Below are 16,986 nucleotides of genomic sequence, written 5' to 3' on the forward strand. Positions count from 1 at the left end.
AACCGTCCGTGATATCGGGGTAGAACCCGAATGTCTCCCGTCGCGTGCCGTCGCGGTCCATGAAGACGCGCAGGTTGCGGAAGCTGCGATGGGTGCCGGCCATGGCGTCGGCAATCGCGCCGCCCAGTTCGTCCCACACGTCATGCCAGACGATCCTGACCGGGGTGGCCATCGCGCCCGCCAGCTTGTTGCCCATCCACGGCACGAAGGCATCGTTGAAGTAGAACAGGTTGTCCGGGCCCCACGAGATCCACAGCGGTTCGGGGCAGTCGAGCATCATCGTCAGCACGGTGCGAAGCTCTTGCGGTGCCGCCTCGGCCAATCCCGCATGAACCCAGTCGCTGTCCTGGAGCAGGCGATAGGCTTGGGACTCGGGCGAAGACACCGGTAGATCGCAATGCCGCATGTGAAGACCTGTTGAGCGCGATATCACAGGGTAAGCGGAAACCGTTGACGGTGCGTGACGGCTGCGCTGCACGCTTGTACCCTCTGTGGGTTGCTGCCCATGCAACCCACAGAGGTGAGGCAGTAGGAGACAGGCTCAGCGCCGGTCCGTCTGCTGGCACGCTTTCAAGGCCCGGTCGTCACGCTCAGGTCGATGGACTTCGGGTTATCGGCCATCGCGATGTAGCTGCAGATCATCTGCCGCAGCAGCAAGGACGGGTTCTGGTTCAACCGCCATGCCGCCAGGCGGAACTGATAGAGCACTACCGGGCTCAGCTCCACCTTGATCGCAACGCGGCGGTTCACCGCGTACAGGATGCCTTCGAGGTTCACATCAGGCTCCCGTTGGGACAGATGGGCAGGCGGTCCGCTTCCACCATGGTGTGGTGGATCTGGCGTTCGAGCGTTCGCGGTACGCCCGGGCGCGGCAGCTTGGGGTGGTCCAGAACGGTGAGGGTGATGCTGCCGTCCTGGGCGCCGATCTTCAGCTTGGCGCCTGCGTTGAACCCCATGTCACGCAGCCAGCGGCCGCGCCGTTCCAGGAAGGGGATGGTGACTTCGTCCTCGAATTCCGGCGGTGGCGAGCAGGATCGACCTGTCGTGGTCAGCGATTCTGGGATGGAGTTCGCGATTGTGTGTGCCGTAGCAGTCGGTACGATCAATAAAATCGATTGCTCTCGGGCGATGCAGTCAACGGTGGGGTCGTCTGGGGAGCGACCCTACCGGGGTGGGGCGTTGCTTGTCCGGATCAGGTCGCCCTTCAGACTGGCGTTGTCACCGTTGACGCGAACCTTGGCTACGTCTGCCGGTAGACCGGAGATCAGGAACCGTGCGCGGTACTCGCAGATGCAGGCTGCTGCATCGCCGCCGCTGCTGGTCAGGGTGTAGCTCAGCTTCAGCGTGTCGCCATCCACGTGGGCCTTGCCGTTGCTGCCTTGGTCGAAGCCGCAGGTGGCTGGGTTGCGGACAAGGAAAGTGGCGGCGTCGCGGGTGCCGCTCGATGTTGCTTCTGGTTCGAGGGTGTCCTCGTTCCAGTCGCCTGCGCAGCCCAGGTATTCGAATTCGGTGAGCAGGCCGGTGCCGGCTTCGGTGTGTGAGGTGCAGGCAGTCGCGGTCATTGCGACGGCGAGAAGCGTCAGGACCATTCTGAGTAGTTTCAACAAAGCAGGTTCCTTTCCATGTGGTGCCAGAATCCGGGTGGACCCATGCCGTGCCAGGACGTCCAGGCGTCACGGTGGAACGGGGCGGTAGAGTCGATTTCCAAACGACTGTCGATAAGAATAATTGGCGCGGCGAACGCAAGGGCCTTCGACGGGGAAGAGCGTTACCCCAGCCAAGGTCATGCCTCCCAGCATCGATCACCGTTATCGGCGGTCGTTTAGGAAGCGACCCTACTGTCGCCGTGCCGGCCCGGGCCCCCAAGCATTGTCCCCTGTTGCATCCTCCAACCTAACACTGTTAGATTCGCCCCCTAACAACGTTAGGTAATCAGCCCCAGTGCGCCAGCCCATCGCCCGGGACAACATCGTCGCGGCCGCCTTCAAGCTTCTGGACGAAGCCGGCATGGAGGGCGTGACCCTGCGCAAGGTGGCCTGCACCCTCGGCATCCGGGCGCCTTCGCTGTACTGGCACTTCAAGAGCAAGCAGGCGCTGGTGGATGCCATGGCCGACGCGATGATCGTGGACGTGGCCCGGGACATCCCCGAAGGCCAGCCCTGGCGGCAGACCCTGCTGCAGATCGCGCGCGAGTTCCGCACCGCGTTCAAGGCCCGCCGCGATGGCGCGCGGGTGTATGCCGGCACCTTCCTGGCCACCGAGAACGTGCTGCGGGTCGGCGAGACCAGCATCGCCGCCCTGGTGGGTGCCGGGGCCTCTGTCCGCCTGGCCGCGACCGCGCCGATGGACCTGGTGTACTACACGATGGGCTTTGTGATTGAAGAACAGTCCTGGCCCGGCGACGGCAGCATGGAGGCGCTCGGTGAGTCGTTCATGGCGCTGGCCGAGGCGCGCTTCCCGCATTGCTGGAGCGCGCGCGAGGTCTGGAGCGAGGTCGACTTCGACACGCGCTTCGAACAGGGCCTGGGCCTGCTGCTGGACGGTATCGAACAGCGCCTGGCCAGCGCTCCCTGACCCTTTTTCCTTTGCAACGCAGTTCCGACACGGAAGCTCACTGATGCGCGCCTCTCTTCTCCGCTGCACTTCCCTCCTGCTGGTGGCGGTAACGCTCGCCGCCTGCGGCAACAAAGACGACAAGGCCGCCGCCGACGCCGCGGCCAGCTCCGCGCTGCCAGTGTCGCTGGCCCCGGTGCAGCAGCAGACCATGGCGCGCACGGTGCTGGTCTCCGGCCCGGTTACCGCCTATGAGGAAATGCAGCTGGGCGTGGAGATCAGCGGCCAGCGCGTGACCGCATTGCCGGTGGACGTGGGCCAGTGGGTGAAGAAGGGCCAGGTGCTGCTGCAGCTGGACCACCGCACCCTGGACAGCGAGCTGGCCCAGGCCGATGCCTCGCTGAAGCAGGCGCAGGCGGCGCAGGAGCTGGCGCGCTTGAACTTCCAGCGCAGCGAGAAGCTGGCGGCGCAGAAGCTGATCAGCGAAAGCAGCCTTGATGAGCTGCGTGCCAACCGCATCAATGCCGAGGCGCAGACCGCCACCGCCCGTGCCTCGCGCGACGCGGCGCAGCTGCGCCGTGACTTCGCCGACCTGCGCGCGCCGGCCGATGGCCTGATCTCCAAGCGCCTGGTGCAGCCCGGCCAGGTGGTGCAGGCCGGTACCGAACTGCTGCGCCTGATCCGCGACGGCCGCCTGGAATGGCGTGCCGAGCTGCCCGAAGACCAGCTCACCGGCGTGGCCGTAGGCAACACGGTAGAATTGCCGTATGCCGACGCCGTGGTCAGCGGCCGCATCCGCGCGGTCACCCCGGGCGTGGACGCACAGACCCGCACCGGCACGATCTTCGCCGACCTGCCCGAGCCGGGCACGCTGAAGCCGGGGGTGTACGTGGAAGGCCGCATCGTCATCGGCGAAGGCCCGGCGCTGACCGTGCCCACCGCTGCGATCGTGCAGCGTGATGGCCACAGCTACGTGTTCACCGTGAACGACAAGCAGCAGGCGGCGCGCCTGCGCGTGCGCACCGGCCAGGCCGTGCAGGGCCGCACCGCGATCCTGGAGGGTCTGAAGAAGGGCGACCGGGTGGTGGTGGAAGGCGCCGGGTTCCTCGGCGAGGGCGACCGCGTGCGCGTGGTGGCTGATGCCAAGGCGACCGCCAAATGAATATCTCCGCCTGGGCGATCAAGCGCCCGTTGCCTGCGCTGCTGATCTTCTTCGTGCTGTGCGTGGCCGGCCTGTGGGGCTTCTACCAGCTGCCGGTGGCGCGCTTCCCGGACATCGCCTTTCCGATGACCACGGTCACCGTGACCCAGCCGGGCGCCTCGCCCAGCCAGCTGGAAGCGGAAGTCACCCGCAAGGTGGAGGACTCGGTCGCCACGGTGAACAACGTCAAGCGCGTGATCTCCTCGGTCAGCGAAGGCGTGAGCACCACCACGATCGAGTTCCAGCTGGAGGCGGATCTTGCCACCGCGCTGGACGACACCCGCGACGCGGTCACCCGCATCCGTACCGACCTGCCGCAGGACATCCAGGAACCGGTGATCTCCAAGGTGGACATCGGTGGTTCGCTGATGACCTATGCGCTGGTCGCGCCGCACATGACGCCGGACGAGGCCAGCTGGTTCGTCGACCGCGACATTTCGCGCGCGATGTACGGCGTGCCGGGCGTGGCCCGGGTGACCCGCGTGGGCGGCGTGCAGCGACAGGTGCGGGTGGACCTGGACCCGAACGCGTTGATCGCGATGGGCATCACCGCCGGCGACGTCTCGCAACAGCTGGCCCGCATCCAGGTCGAGCGGGCGGGCGGCAAGGCCGAAATCGAAGGTGCGCAGCAGACCATCCGTACGCTGGGTACGGTGGGTGACGCACAGCAGCTGCGCGACTACTCCATCGCGCTGCCGGACGGCCGCGCGGTGCGCCTGTCCACGCTGGCCACGATCACCGATGCTGCGGCAGATCCCACCGAAGCAGCACTGCTGGACGGCGAAAAGGTCGTTGCATTCTCGATGTCGCGCACGCGCGGTTCGAGCGAAGTGAAAGTGGAAGCCGGCGTGCACGAGGCGCTGGACAAGATCAAGGCCGAGCACCCCGGCATCGACTTCCGGCTGGTCACCACCGCCATCGATGAAACACATCGCTCCTACGATTCGTCGATGACGATGCTGTGGGAAGGCGCGCTGCTGGCGCTGCTGGTGGTGTGGCTGTTCCTGCGCGACTGGCGCGCGACGTGGGTGTCTGCGCTGGCGTTGCCGCTGTCGATCATTCCCACCTTCGCGGTGATGTACTTCTTCGGCTTCACGCTGAACATCATCACGCTGCTGGCGTTGTCGGTGGTGGTCGGCATCCTGGTCGACGATGCCATCGTGGAGATCGAGAACATCGTGCGCCACCTGCGCATGGGCAAGCCGCCGCTGGAAGCGGCGCGTGAGGCGGCCGGCGAGATCGGCAATGCGGTGATCGCCACCTCGCTGACGTTGGCCGCGGTGTTCGTGCCGGTGGCGTTCATGCCCGGCATTGCCGGCAAGTTCTTCCGCGAATTCGGCTGGACCGCTGCGACGGCAGTGCTGTTCTCGCTGCTGGTGGCGCGCCTGCTCACCCCGATGATGGCCGCGTACCTGCTCAAGCCGCATGGCGAAGAGAAGCCCGAGTCGAAGTTGATGACCTGGTATCTGGGCTGGGTGGACAGGGCGCTGCGCTACCGGGGCCGCACGCTGTGGCTCGCGACCGGTCTGTTCGTGGCCTCGCTGGCGCTGGTGCCGCTGATCCCGGCGACCTTCATTCCGCAGTCCGATCTGGGCCGCAGCAACCTCAATCTTGAACTGCCGCCGGGCACCCGCCTGCAGGAAACCGTGGACGTGGCCGAGCGCGCCCGCGCGCTGCTCAAGGACATGCCGGAGCTGAAGCAGGTCTACACGGCCGTGGGCGCCGTGCTCGACCTGGGCGACCCCAGCGCCACCGGCGTGGGCGAGCCGCGCAAGGCCACCCTGATCCTCGACTGGGGCGTGGCCGATGACCGCGACCGCGACCAGCGCGCGTTGGAACGCGATGCGCGCGCTCGGCTGGCCAACCTGCCCGGCGTGCGCGTGAGCTACGTGAGCTCCGAGCCGGGCAATCTGCTGCAGCTGGTGCTCTCCGGCGACGACCCGCAGCGCCTGCAGGAAGCTTCCACGGCACTGGAGCGCGACCTGCGCGGCATCCAGGGGCTGGGCAGCGTGACCTCCACCGCCTCGCTGCTGCGCCCGGAATTGCAGATAGTGCCCAACGCGGCGCGTGCGGCGGACCTGGGCGTGGCCACGCAGGACATCGCCGAGGCGGCGCGCATTGCCACCGCCGGTGACTACGAACAGCGACTGGCCAAGCTCAACCTGCCGGACCGCCAGGTGCCGATCCGGGTGGGCTTCGCCGAAGCCGACCTGGCCAATCCCGCGCTGATCGGGCAGCTGCGCGTGCCCGGCCGCGACGGTCCGGTGTCGTTGGCGGCGGTGGCCGAGATCCGCCAGGGCAGTGGCCCGTCGCAGATCTCGCGCTACCAGCGCCAGCGCAACGTGACCCTCACCGCCGAGCTCAACGGTCGCCCGCTGGGCGATGTGATGACCGAAGTACAGGCCCTGCCCAGCGTGAAGCAGTTGCCGCCGGGCGTGACCTTCCTCAACACCGGCGATGCCGAAGTGTTCGTGGAGCTGTTCATCGGCTTCATGCTGGCGATGGCCGCCGGGTTGATCTGCATCTACATGGTGCTGTTGCTGCTGTTCAACCACGCGCTGATGCCGGTGACCATCCTGGCGGCGGTGCCGCTGTGCGCCGGTGGTGCGTTCGGTGCGCTGCTGATCACCCAGAACATGCTGTCGCTGCCTGCGTTGATCGGGTTGCTGATGCTGATCGGCATTGCCACCAAGAACTCCATCCTGCTGGTGGACTACGCGGTGATGGCCGAAGACGAGCAGGGCATGAGCCAGCATGACGCGCTGATTGATGCGTGCCGCAAACGTGCCCAGCCGATCATCATGACGACGCTCGCCATGGGCGCAGGCATGATGCCGATCGCCTTGGGCTTTGCCGGTGATTCCAGCTTCCGCGCACCGATGGCGATTGCGGTGATCGGCGGGCTGATCACCTCCACGCTGCTCAGCCTGATCGTGATTCCGGCCGCCTTCACCGTGATGGACGACCTGGGCGAATGGATGTCGCGGAAGTTCCGCCACAAGTCCACGCACCAAGCGCACTGACCCCCTGCCTGACGCTTTGCAGGTCTCGAATGCGGTAGGGCGGATGCATCCGCCCTACCAATGGAAGCGTCTCCGACCTGCTAAGGATGGCTCCCGAATCCATTGGTGAAATACCACGCCATGATTCCGCTGTTGAGCAGACCATGAATGACGGCGCGTTGGACCAGGTCGAACTCGTACTTCAGTGCCAGATGACAGAGCGCCAGGGACAGCAGGAATGCGAGTGGCATCAGCGATGGATGTGCCAGCGCGAATATGGTCGATACGATCAGGGAAGCCACCACGCCGGGTGCAACGTAGCGTGAGACTGCGGGACCGACCATTCCGTGAATCCCCCTCAAGGCCAGATGCCTTGCGAGCTTCTCCTCAAACAGTGGCGCAACAATCCCCGTTGCCACGAACCCCGCGACGACATCGATGGTCCTGAAGTCCCTGGTGCGGGGGAAATCAAAGCCGTCTGCTTGTGGTTCTCCATGGATGACGATCCACGCAGCAAGGAACCCGAGCGCAGTCGCCACACAGGCGACCATGCGATAAATCGAGCACTTCCTCCGTGGCTCGTCGGGAAACAGTGCAACCATTGCGATCAACGCGATTATCTCCGCAACGCTCTGGGCTCCGTAGACGCCGGCGTCCGACAAGACCATCCCCCCGAAGCTGACCGACACCCACACGAGGGCCGCGAAAATTACCTTGTTCTCCGGAGTGGGAGCAGGTCGCTTCACGTGTCGATCCTTGACTCAGGCAAGTTGATGGCGGTGTTCCCAGCGCGGTTGCACCGGGAACGTTGCGTCACTTGCTTAGTTGGCAAACAGCGACCGCCGAAGTCTATTCGTGTGAAATTCCGACATCAATCAGGAAAGTCTGACGCTATCCCTTGCCCTCCTAGTGGCGCATAACGGGGCAGAACCTTATTGGCCAGTGACCTACTCGCCTACCGCCCCGCGCGCTGGATCAACTTCCAACCATTACCAGACGGATCCCGGAACCCCGCATCCACCGTGCCATAGCGCTCGGTGGGCTCCTGGTTGAACTCCACGCCGGCCGCCGACCAGCGGTCATACGTGGCTTTGCAATCCTCAACCGTAAGCACCAACGGCGGCATCGCCCCCTTGGCCACCAATGCATTCAAGGCCTGCGCCGTAGCCGCGTCATGCACGGGCGGGCCCGGGCGGAACAGGCCCAGCTGGAACCCCGGCTGGTCCGGGTGCTGCACGGTCAGCCAGCGGTAGCCGCCGTTGCCAGCGTCGGTGTGCACGCTGAAACCCAGCTTGCCCACGTAGAACGCCAGCGCTTCTTCCTGGTCGCGCACATACAGCCCGACCACTTCAATGCCCTGCTTCATGGAACCTCCGGTGTTGTTGGTGGCTCCTTTTTACGCCCGCCGCTGCCCGAGCGCTTCTCCGAAACTGAGGTATTGAGGTCCGGCCGGCTGGCGGCGCGGGCAATGCACTCCGGCGCCTGCGCGGCCGTACCCGGCAGCAGGCTGGCGCGCAGCTCGCCGGGGCTCTGCCCGGTGATGTCGCGGAAGATCCGTCCGAAGGTGCCCAGGCTGCTCCAGCCGGTCTGCAGTGCGATCTCGGTAATCGGCAGCTCGGTGTCGCGGCACAGCGCCACCGCGCGTTCGATGCGCCGGGTGAGAAGGTAGCGGTGCGGCGGCAGCCCGAACGCCTGCCGGAACTGCCGTGCGAAGTACGCCTCCGATACCGCGCTGACCTGCGCCAGCCGCGCCACCGGCCACGCCTCGTGCGGGGCGCGGTCCATGTGGTCCTTGGCCCGGAGCAGCCGGCGCAGCAGTTCGGGGGTCGGGTTCATGCCGCCAAGGCTAGCGCGGTTTGAGCTCGGCCCCTTCATGGCTGGCCGCGGTCCACGCGCGCAGGCCCATCACGGCCAGGCCGATGAACATAAGGTACAGCCCGGCGGTGACGTCCAGCGACTTGTACAGGTACATGGCCACGTAGACCACATCCACCAGGATCCACAGCCACCAGGTAGCCACGTGCCGGCGCGCCTGCCACCACTGCGCCACCAGGCTCAGCGCGGCCAGCATGGCGTCCAGCCACGGCAGCGCGGCGTCGGTCCAGCTGTGCATGGCAAAGCCGAGCGCGATGCCGAACAGCACGCCGACGCCCAGGTCGCGCAGCAGCTGCGCGCGCGGCAGCGGCACGATCACGATCGCGCCGTCCTGTTCGGCATGCCGGTGCCAGCTCAGCCAGCCGTACAGCAGGAAGCCACCGAAGGCGACCTGCAGCAGGCTGTCCGAATACAGGCGTGCTTCGATGAACACCGTGGCGTACAGGCCCACCGCGACCAGCCCCACCGGCCAGGCCAACATGCGGCGGCCGGCCATCAGCCAGACGCCGAGCAGGCTGGCTACCACCGCCGACCATTCGAGCACGGCCGCGCTCATAGCCCGAACGTGACCGACAGGCGCGCCTGGCGCGGTGCACCCGGGAACAGGTAGTAGTCACCGGCGGTGCTGCCGGTGTCGCGCCAGTAGAAGCGGTCGAACAGGTTGTCCACCGACAGGCTCCAAGTAACGGGATGCTCGCGCAGCTGATGCTGGAAGCGTACGCCGGCGTCGAATACGGAATACGAAGGCGCCTTCACGCTGCCGTCCACGGTGGCGGCATTGGAGGAGGCATAACGCCAGCCGCCGCTCACCGCCAAGCCTTCAGCGAAGGGCAGGGCGTAGTCCACGTGCACGGCGGTGCGCACCTTGGGTACGTTCACCAGCTGCTGGCCGTCGTAGTACGCGGTGCCGGCGTCGCGTGCCCGCGCCTGCAGCAGGCTGGCGCTGGCATTCACGGTCAGCCGTTCGGTGACCTGGCCGTTGGCGGTGAGCTCCAGCCCGGTGTGGGCCTGGGTGCCTTCCTGCACGAAGGTGAAGCCCGCTTCGCTGTCGTCCGGCTTGGCGTACTGGAACGGCTGGCTGATGCGGAACACCGCCGCGCCCAGCATCAGGCCATCGGCCGCGGCGTACTTGATGCCCACCTCGCGCTGGCGCGACTGCATGGCCGGCAGGAAGGTGCTGCCGTTGCTGGTCCAGAACGGCGCTTCCTGGCCCAGGGAAAGGCCTTCCACATAGCTGGCGTACACGTTGACGCGCTCACTGGCCTGCCAGATCAGCGCGGTCTGCGGCAGGAACTGCGACATGCGGCTGTGCCGCTCCGGAACGCCACGCTTGTCGTAGGCGCGCTCGTCCAGGCGCACGTAGCGGCCGCCGGCCAGCCACTGCCAGTTGTCGCCGAAGTGCATGCGGTCCAGCGCGAACACCGCGCGCTGCCAGCTGTCCAGGCGCCGCGCGGACGGGCCCGGCTGCAGCGGTGAAGGATCGAACACCGGCACCTGCGCGTCGGCGATGTTGGCGGTGCCCACGTATTCGTTGACGTTCTGGCGCTTGTCCACGGTGCGGTGGAACGCGCTCAGCCCGAACGAGAGTTCATGCCGCACCGAGCCGGTGGCGAAGCGGCCGCGCAGTTCGCCGCGCGCTTCGTCGTTGACGCGGGTGTCGTCGGGGCTGCGGTAGTCGTAGATGTCGTAATCGCCATTGGGGGCGAAGTAGTTGCCCGGCACGCTGCCGTCGGCACACCCGGCGGCGTAGTAACAGCCGTAGGCGAAGGCGACGTTGTCATCAATCACCGAGCGGCTGTGGCCGACGGCCACGCGCGACTGCCAGTCCGGGGTGAAGTCGAAGGTGTGCAACGCGGTGATGTTGGTGCTGGCGATGCCCACCGGCTGCTGCCAAGGCTGGTGGCCGAGCATGCGGCTGCGGTCCACGCCGCGCGGCAGCACGCTGCCGCCGAGCAGCTGGTAGCCGCTGGCCGAGCGCTGCGCGCTGGTCTGGTAGTTGGCGTCCAGCTCCAGCTTGCCGCGCTCGCCGATCAGCCAGTCGGCCGCCACGGAATAGAAGTTGCGGCGGCCGTCGGCGTGGTCGATGTAGGACGCGGTGTCGTCCCAGGCAGCATTCACGCGCACGCCGAAGCGCGGCGTGATCCAGGTGCCGACGTCAGCGGCGACATAGCGCGAGCCTTCCTGGTCGGTGGCGAGGGTGACGTTGCGCACCTCGGCCGGGCGCTTGCCCACGTAGTTGATGATGCCGCCCGGCGCCATCACGCCGGCGGCCAGGCCGGCCTCGCCCTTGAGGATTTCCACCTGCTGCACGTTCTCCAGCGCCAGGCGCTGTTCGCCGGCGATGGACAGCCCGTTGAAGCGGTAGCCGGTAGCCGGGTCCAGTGCGAAGCCGCGGATGGCGATGTTCTGGTAGTAGCCCACCGGTGCGTAGCTGTCGCCCAGCGAGGCATCGTGCCGCGCCACCTCGGACAGCGTGCGCACCTGCAGCTGGTCGAGCAACGCACGGTCCAGCACGTTGACCGAGGCCGGGGTGTTCTTCCAGTCGACGTTGCCGAAGCTGCTGCCCGGCGCGGTGGTCGCGGCCGGTTTGTTGGCCTGTACGCGCACGCCGGCCAGGTCGGTCGGCGACCGTTCGGCGGCGTGCAGGGGCAGGGCGGCGCAGAGGGCGGCGGTCAGCAGCGTGAGGCGGTAGCAGCGGTTCATTCGATTCGTCATCAGCCAGGGGAGACGAAGCGAAGGCACGCGCGCGCACCGGCCCGGAACGGGGGTGCGCCTGCTGCTCAAAGCTCCCTACGCCGGTGCAAACCGGATCAGGTTCCAAGGGACTCTCTCAGCCTGGCAGATCCAGGCACCCCCGCTTCAGTGGTCATTTTCACACCAATCGGCCGCCGTGGCGAGCCCACCGGCTCAGGCGGCAGCGTGCAGGGTGTCCAGCAGGGCCCAGCCGGCGTCGCTGGAGAACCAGTCGGCATGGCCGAGCAGGAAGGTGTGGTAGGCCACGTCGGCATTCGCCCGGGAGCCGGTAACTCCTTGGAAATACTCGACTTCCGACAGGGCGAAGTCGAAATGCACCAGCGGCAGCAGGTCGGCCAGCAGGTGCACCTGGGCGGCGGACAGCGGCCGTACCTGACGGTAGCCGGCCAGCAGGGCCAGGGCGATGTCCGCGTGGGCGACCGGGCCGCCGCCAGCGTCGTCCAGCCACGCCACGGCGTTGCGCTCGATCGCGGTGGCCAGGTCGAACAGCGCACTGGCCGGGGAGGCCAGCCCGAAGTCGAACACGGTGGCCACCGTCGCGTCCGGACCGTGGCCGTGCCAGAGCAGGTTGGAGACATGCCAGTCGTTGTGGCCCCACAGCACCGGCTCGTCCTGCAGGTGCTCGCCGAGCGCTGCATGCCATGGCAGCACGGCGCGCTGCAGGTCGTGTTCCCACGGCTGCCGCGAAAGGTAATCGGCCAGCGCCGGCCGGGTCGGCAGTTCACTGCGCAGCAGTGCCAGCGGATCGCGCGCGCGGATCAGGTCGTCGCGTGCCACCAGCAGGTGGGTGCTGCGCTGGGGCGCGTGGTAGTCGCTGGCGGCCAGGTGCAGGCGCGCGAGCATGGCGCCGGCCGCGTGCGCATGTGCGGGGTCGTGTGGCGGTGTCCACGACGGCGTGTCGCGATACAGGTCGTGGCCGTCGCCCTGCGCATGCAGTTCGTAGGTCCAGTTGTCGCGTTCGAGCGCACTGGCGCCGTCATGCGTGTGCAATACCTGCACCACCGGCAGCCCGGCAGCCGCCAGGTGCGCGATGAAGCGATGTTCTTCACCCAGCAATGCAGCGGTGCGCACGCTGGCGTGGTGGCGCTTGAGGAAGAAACGCTGCGCGCCACACTCCACCAGCGCCGCAGCGGAAAACGGCCGCGGGCTGTGCCAGAGCACCTCGCACGCGCCTTCCAGCGCAGGGTAGTGCCCGCGAAGCCACGCCAGTTCGGCGTCGCTGATCGCAGGCCAATCGGCGGCCACCTGGTCGTTGTCCAGGCCCTGTACGTGGTGGTGGTCGTGCATCACGCGCTGGAAAAAACCTTAGAGCTTGTTGTCGCGCATGAAGTCGAACAGTTCCGCGTCGCTTCGCAGGCCGAGCTTGAGCATGGCATCGCCTTTCTGGCGGCTGATGGTGCTCATGCTCTTGTGCAGCTTCTCGGCGATCTTCTTGACGGTCATGCCACTGCTGAGCAGTCGCAGCACTTCCACCTCGCGCGGCGACAGCACGCGCGTGCGGTCGTCGCCGATGGACTGGGTGCCGACCCGGTCGATGATTTCGCGGAGCTTGCGGCTGACATACGGTTGGCCACGCGACACGGCCTGGATCGCCAACGGCAGCTCTTCCACCAGCGAGCCCTTGTCGAACAGACCGAGCACGCCGTTGTTGACCACCATGCGCAGGATCGCGATGTTCTGGGTGACGCTCATGAGCAGCACGCGCAGGTCCGGATAGTTGCGCCGGATTTTCTGGATCATGTCGATTCCGTCAACCCGTTTGCTCTGTGGCATCGAGTAGTCGGTGATGAGCAGATCGCACTCGTGCTGCTCCAGCGCAGCGAACAACTCGTCTGCGTTGCTGGCTTCAGCCACCAGTACGCCGACCCCACTGGCTTCGATGGCCGCTCTGGCGCCGACCCGGACCACCTGGTGGTCGTCAGCGATGATTATGCGCAAGGTCATGGACTAGTATTGCCTTGAAGGCAGCGGCCCCAACGGGGCACGTCGCGTGGGCGGATCACTCCTGGGAGAACAGACAGCATGCGTACCTCGCTTGTTCGCTGGCTGGTCGTGCTGTGGCTGGGTTGGGCGCTGGGCGGTGCAGTTGCCGTGGCGGCGCCTGCCCCTGCCCCTTCGCTCTCACCGCGCCAGGCCGACTGGATCGAACGGAACCCTACCATCCTTTTGGGCATGTACAACAGCGGATGGCCACCATTCGAAATGATGCAGAACGGCCGACCCGACGGGCTTGGCCATGACTACCTGATGCTGTTGACCCGGCAGCTGGGTGTGCAGGTGAAGGTGCGGGTATACCGTGATTGGGCGGCCGTGCTGGATGCGGCATGCCGGGGGGAGGTCGACGTGGTGATGAACATCACCCTGACCCCCGACCGGACCCGCTGCATGGTTTACACGGGATCCTATGCCGACGCCCCGCTGGCGCTGGTCGGCCGGGTCGGCGACACCCGCACCTCGACCGACCCCGACCTGGCCGGGCTGCGGGTGGTGACCGAGCAGGAATTCCTGACCAGTGGCCAGGTCCGGGCCCGTTTCCCGGCCGCCCGCCAGGTGACCGCGGCCAATACCCGCGCGGCCCTTTCGATGGTCGCCAAGGGCGATGCCGACGTGTACATCGGCAACGCGCACGTGGCCAGCACCCTGATCCGGCAGGACGGGCTCGACGGAATTGCCCTGCTGCGACCCAGCGACCTGCCGCCCGAGCGGCTGCACTTCGGGGTGCCCAATGCGCGCCAGCCGCTGGCCGAAGCGCTGGACAGCGCGCTTTCCACGGTCACCCAGGCGCAGCGCGAGGCCCTGTACAAGCGCTGGCTGCCGCCGCTGCAGTGGTCGTCGCAGTCGCGCTTGATCCTCGGCGAGGCCGAGCGCCGGGTCCTGGCCACGCCGCTGCGCATGGGCTATGCGCCCACCGGTGCGCCGTTGTCGTTCATCGACGCGGCCGGTGAGCCCAGCGGGGTGGCGGGCGACTACCTGCGCCAGCTGCGCATGGTCGGCGCGCAGTTGAACCGGGTACCGGCGCACGACTGGTTCGAGGTGCGCGAACAGATGCGCCGGGGCGACGTGGACGTGGTGATGGGCATGCCCAACGACGCGCACTATCTGGGCGACGACTGGGTGTTCAGCCAGCCCTTCATCAGCGTGCCCAACGTGATCGTCACCCCCAACAACAGCCGCTCGGTGCTGGGCCTGGGCGACCTGGACGGGCGCAGCATCCTGCTTTCGGATCCCGAGCGCCTGCGCGGTTACATCCTGCAGTACGCGCCCAAGGCGCGGATCGTGCCGGCGCGCAGCGTGGACCAGGCATTGTCGCGATTGGCGAATGGGGATGCCGACGCCTACGTCGGCAATCTGGCCATGGTCGACCGGGTGGTGCGCGAGGTGTACCCGGCCAAGCTGCACGTGGCGGCCCCGGCCGGTTTCAGCGACCAGCTCTCGCTGGCGGTGAAGCGCCAGTACGCGCCGCTGGCCACCACCTTCGATCGCGTGCTGGCCAACATCACCCCGCGCGAACAGGCGGCGATCCGTGGCGACTGGCTGCTGGCCGAATACCGCACCGGGTTGGACTGGCGTTCGGTGGCGCGCTGGGCCGTACCGCTGTCGTTGGTGCTGCTCACCGGCATCGTCGTGCACGGCTGGGGCTACTGGCGCCTGCGCCGCGAAGTGAGCATGCGGCGCAAGCTGGAACAGCGGCTGGTGGAAGTGACCGACAACCTGCCGGCGATCGTCTACCAGGCGCGCCGCGACAGCGATGGCCGGGTCACCTTCCCGTACATCACCGGCGACCTGCAATCGATGTTCGGGGTGAGTACGCAGGAGGTGATTGCCGACGAAACCCGCCTGGCCGACAAGATCGACCCGCGCGACCGCGAGGCGGTGCACGCCGCGCTGATCGAAGCCGCGCGCGACTTTTCCGCATTGGACCTGGAATTCCGCACCAGTCCGCACGGGGTGGTGCGCTGGGTGCGCACGCGCGCGCTGCCGTATGCGGCTGCGGACGGTGCGGTGCTGTGGAGCGGTTACTGGGTGGACGTGACCGAAGCGCGTGCACAGGCCGATGCATTGGCGGCGGCGAAGTCTGCTGCCGAACGCGCGACGGCGGCCAAGTCGAACTTCCTGGCCACCATGAGCCACGAGATCCGAACGCCGATGAGCGGGGTGCTGGGCATGGTGGAGGCGCTCTCGCACACCGGGCTGGACGGCGAACAGCGGCGCATCATCAGCGTGATCGAAGACTCGGCGCAGATGCTGCGGCAGATCCTGGACGACATCCTCGACTATTCGCGCATCGAAGCCGGCGCGCTGCCGCTGGAGCCGCAGCCGGTGGCATTGCGCACCCTGCTCGACAACGTGCAGCAGCTGCTGTCGCCGCAGGCGTCCAGCAAGGGCCTGGCGCTGAGCCTGGAGGTCGACGCGGCGGTGGGTCCACAGCACCTGGCCGACGGCATGCGCCTGCGCCAGATCGTGTTCAACCTGCTCAGCAATGCGATCAAGTTCACCAATGAGGGATCGGTCAGCATCGCGCTGTCGGTGGACCGCGCCGACGAGATCTCGCAGACCCTGCGCCTGAGCGTGATCGATACCGGCATCGGCATTTCAGCCGAGCAGCGCGAGCGGCTGTTCAAGCCGTTCGCGCAGGCCGACGTGGCCATTACCCGCCATTACGGCGGCACCGGGCTGGGCCTGAGCATCTGCCAGCGGCTGGTGGGGCTGATGCGCGGCAAGCTGGAGATGCAGAGCGAACCGGGCAAGGGCACCCGCGTGGACGTGGTGGTGAGCCTGCCGCTGGTGCCGGCAGACGCGGTGGCGCGCGATGACCAGCGCGCCGGCGGCGAGGTGGAGCCGCTGCCGGCCGGGCAGGCGCGGCGGCGCGTGCTGGTGGTGGAAGACCACCCCACCAACCAGGCACTGATGCGCTGGCGCCTGCAGCAGCTGGGCCTGCAGCACGAGGTGGCGGTGGATGGCGAAGCGGCGCTGGCGCTGCTGGACGCCGCGCACTTCGACCTGGTGATCACCGATTGCCGCATGCCGGTGATGGATGGCTACACGCTGACCCGGCACATCCGCGAGCACGAACGTGGCAGTGGCCAGCGCATGCCGGTGCTCGCGCTGACCGCCAGCGCGCTGGCGGAAGACGTGCAGCGCTGCCGCGAAGCGGGCATGGACGACCTGCTGGCCAAGCCGGTGGCGCTGGCGACGTTGCGCCAGGCACTGCGCCGCTGGCTGCCCTCCGACGAAGGCGATGCCGCGCCGGAACCGGAGCTGCCGCTGGCGGCGGCGGTACCGGCAGCGCCGCCGACGCGTGCGGCGATCGTGCGCCGGTTCGGCTCCGAGCACGTGGCGACGGTGCTGATCGACAGCATGCGCGAAGCCACCGCGGACGACCTGCAGCGCGGTCAGGACGCCCGCGCGCAGGACGACATCAACACGGCGGTGGAAGTCCTGCACCGCATCGTGGGCGGGCTCGGCACGCTGGGTGCGGAAGCGCTGGCAGAGCAGGCGCGCGCGCTGATGCAGCAGATTCCCGAGCAGGGAATTGCGGCGAGTGCAGGGGACATCGCCGCGTTCGAGACCGCACTGCAGGCCTACCTGGATAGCCTGTAG

At 67.3% G+C, this 16,986-nt stretch carries 14 protein-coding genes, 1 pseudogene and 1 riboswitch; of the genes and pseudogenes, 4 read left to right on the forward strand and 11 right to left on the reverse strand.

Annotated elements, in window-relative coordinates:
* The 4 genes and pseudogenes from C2U58_RS18180 to C2U58_RS18195 all read right to left on the reverse strand — a co-directional run.
* A pseudogene (locus C2U58_RS18180) lies at positions 1-385 on the reverse strand (PAS domain-containing sensor histidine kinase); the annotation flags it as partial.
* A gap of 185 nt (positions 386-570) precedes the next feature.
* The gene (locus C2U58_RS18185) at positions 571-777 is read right to left on the reverse strand and encodes a hypothetical protein (protein ID WP_102947130.1); all 207 of its coding nucleotides are present in this window, start codon (positions 775-777) and stop codon (positions 571-573) included.
* Positions 774-956 carry a hypothetical protein gene (locus C2U58_RS18190; protein WP_102947131.1) on the reverse strand — a complete coding sequence of 61 codons (183 nt, stop codon included), beginning with the start codon at positions 954-956 and terminating at the stop codon, positions 774-776. Before C2U58_RS18190 ends, C2U58_RS18185 begins: the two co-directional genes overlap by 4 nt.
* 207 nt (positions 957-1,163) lie before the next feature.
* Positions 1,164-1,607, reverse strand: a complete 444-nt coding sequence (locus tag C2U58_RS18195) for a hypothetical protein (protein ID WP_146033498.1) — start codon at positions 1,605-1,607, stop codon at positions 1,164-1,166.
* Positions 1,608-1,941: 334 nt separating this feature from the next.
* Here C2U58_RS18195 and C2U58_RS18200 point away from each other — a divergent pair, with 334 nt between their 5' ends.
* The 3 genes from C2U58_RS18200 to C2U58_RS18210 are packed head-to-tail and all read left to right on the forward strand — an operon-like array spanning position 1,942 to position 6,777.
* A complete protein-coding gene (locus C2U58_RS18200) occupies positions 1,942-2,574 on the forward strand; it encodes a TetR/AcrR family transcriptional regulator C-terminal domain-containing protein (RefSeq protein ID WP_102947133.1) in 633 nt (210 codons plus the stop codon).
* A 43-nt stretch (positions 2,575-2,617) separates the two neighbouring features.
* Complete coding sequence (locus C2U58_RS18205; RefSeq protein WP_102947134.1) at positions 2,618-3,715, forward strand: efflux RND transporter periplasmic adaptor subunit; 1,098 nt, start codon at positions 2,618-2,620, stop codon at positions 3,713-3,715.
* Positions 3,712-6,777, forward strand: coding sequence for an efflux RND transporter permease subunit (locus C2U58_RS18210; RefSeq protein WP_102947135.1), 3,066 nt, complete (start codon positions 3,712-3,714; stop codon positions 6,775-6,777). Before C2U58_RS18205 ends, C2U58_RS18210 begins: the two co-directional genes overlap by 4 nt.
* A gap of 80 nt (positions 6,778-6,857) precedes the next feature.
* Here C2U58_RS18210 and C2U58_RS18215 read toward each other — a convergent pair whose 3' ends face one another.
* The 7 genes from C2U58_RS18215 to C2U58_RS18245 form a co-directional block, all read right to left on the reverse strand.
* Entirely contained in the window at positions 6,858-7,502 is a 645-nt protein-coding gene (locus C2U58_RS18215) for a CPBP family intramembrane glutamic endopeptidase (protein ID WP_102947136.1), read from the reverse strand.
* Positions 7,503-7,711: 209 nt separating this feature from the next.
* Complete coding sequence (locus C2U58_RS18220) at positions 7,712-8,122, reverse strand: VOC family protein (RefSeq protein WP_102947137.1); 411 nt, start codon at positions 8,120-8,122, stop codon at positions 7,712-7,714.
* Positions 8,119-8,592, reverse strand: a complete 474-nt coding sequence (locus C2U58_RS18225) for an AraC family transcriptional regulator (RefSeq protein WP_102947138.1) — start codon at positions 8,590-8,592, stop codon at positions 8,119-8,121. The genes C2U58_RS18220 and C2U58_RS18225 overlap by 4 nt, the downstream gene beginning before the upstream one ends.
* A 10-nt stretch (positions 8,593-8,602) precedes the next feature.
* A complete protein-coding gene (gene pnuC, locus C2U58_RS18230; protein ID WP_172448191.1) occupies positions 8,603-9,187 on the reverse strand; it encodes a nicotinamide riboside transporter PnuC in 585 nt (194 codons plus the stop codon).
* Positions 9,184-11,334 carry a TonB-dependent siderophore receptor gene (locus tag C2U58_RS18235; protein WP_102947139.1) on the reverse strand — a complete coding sequence of 717 codons (2,151 nt, stop codon included), beginning with the start codon at positions 11,332-11,334 and terminating at the stop codon, positions 9,184-9,186. The genes pnuC and C2U58_RS18235 overlap by 4 nt, the downstream gene beginning before the upstream one ends.
* Before the next feature lie 67 nt (positions 11,335-11,401).
* Positions 11,402-11,497: riboswitch (TPP riboswitch) on the reverse strand.
* 41 nt (positions 11,498-11,538) lie between these two features.
* Positions 11,539-12,672, reverse strand: a complete 1,134-nt coding sequence (locus C2U58_RS18240) for a phosphotransferase (protein ID WP_102947140.1) — start codon at positions 12,670-12,672, stop codon at positions 11,539-11,541.
* Between the two features lie 18 nt (positions 12,673-12,690).
* Entirely contained in the window at positions 12,691-13,329 is a 639-nt protein-coding gene (locus C2U58_RS18245) for a response regulator transcription factor (protein WP_102947141.1), read from the reverse strand.
* Between the two features lie 78 nt (positions 13,330-13,407).
* Between C2U58_RS18245 and C2U58_RS18250 the strand changes: the two genes are divergently transcribed.
* The gene (locus C2U58_RS18250) at positions 13,408-16,986 is read left to right on the forward strand and encodes a transporter substrate-binding domain-containing protein (RefSeq protein WP_102947142.1); all 3,579 of its coding nucleotides are present in this window, start codon (positions 13,408-13,410) and stop codon (positions 16,984-16,986) included.

Source organism: Stenotrophomonas sp. VV52, from assembly GCF_002893095.1.
GTDB lineage: Bacteria > Pseudomonadota > Gammaproteobacteria > Xanthomonadales > Xanthomonadaceae > Stenotrophomonas > Stenotrophomonas aracearum.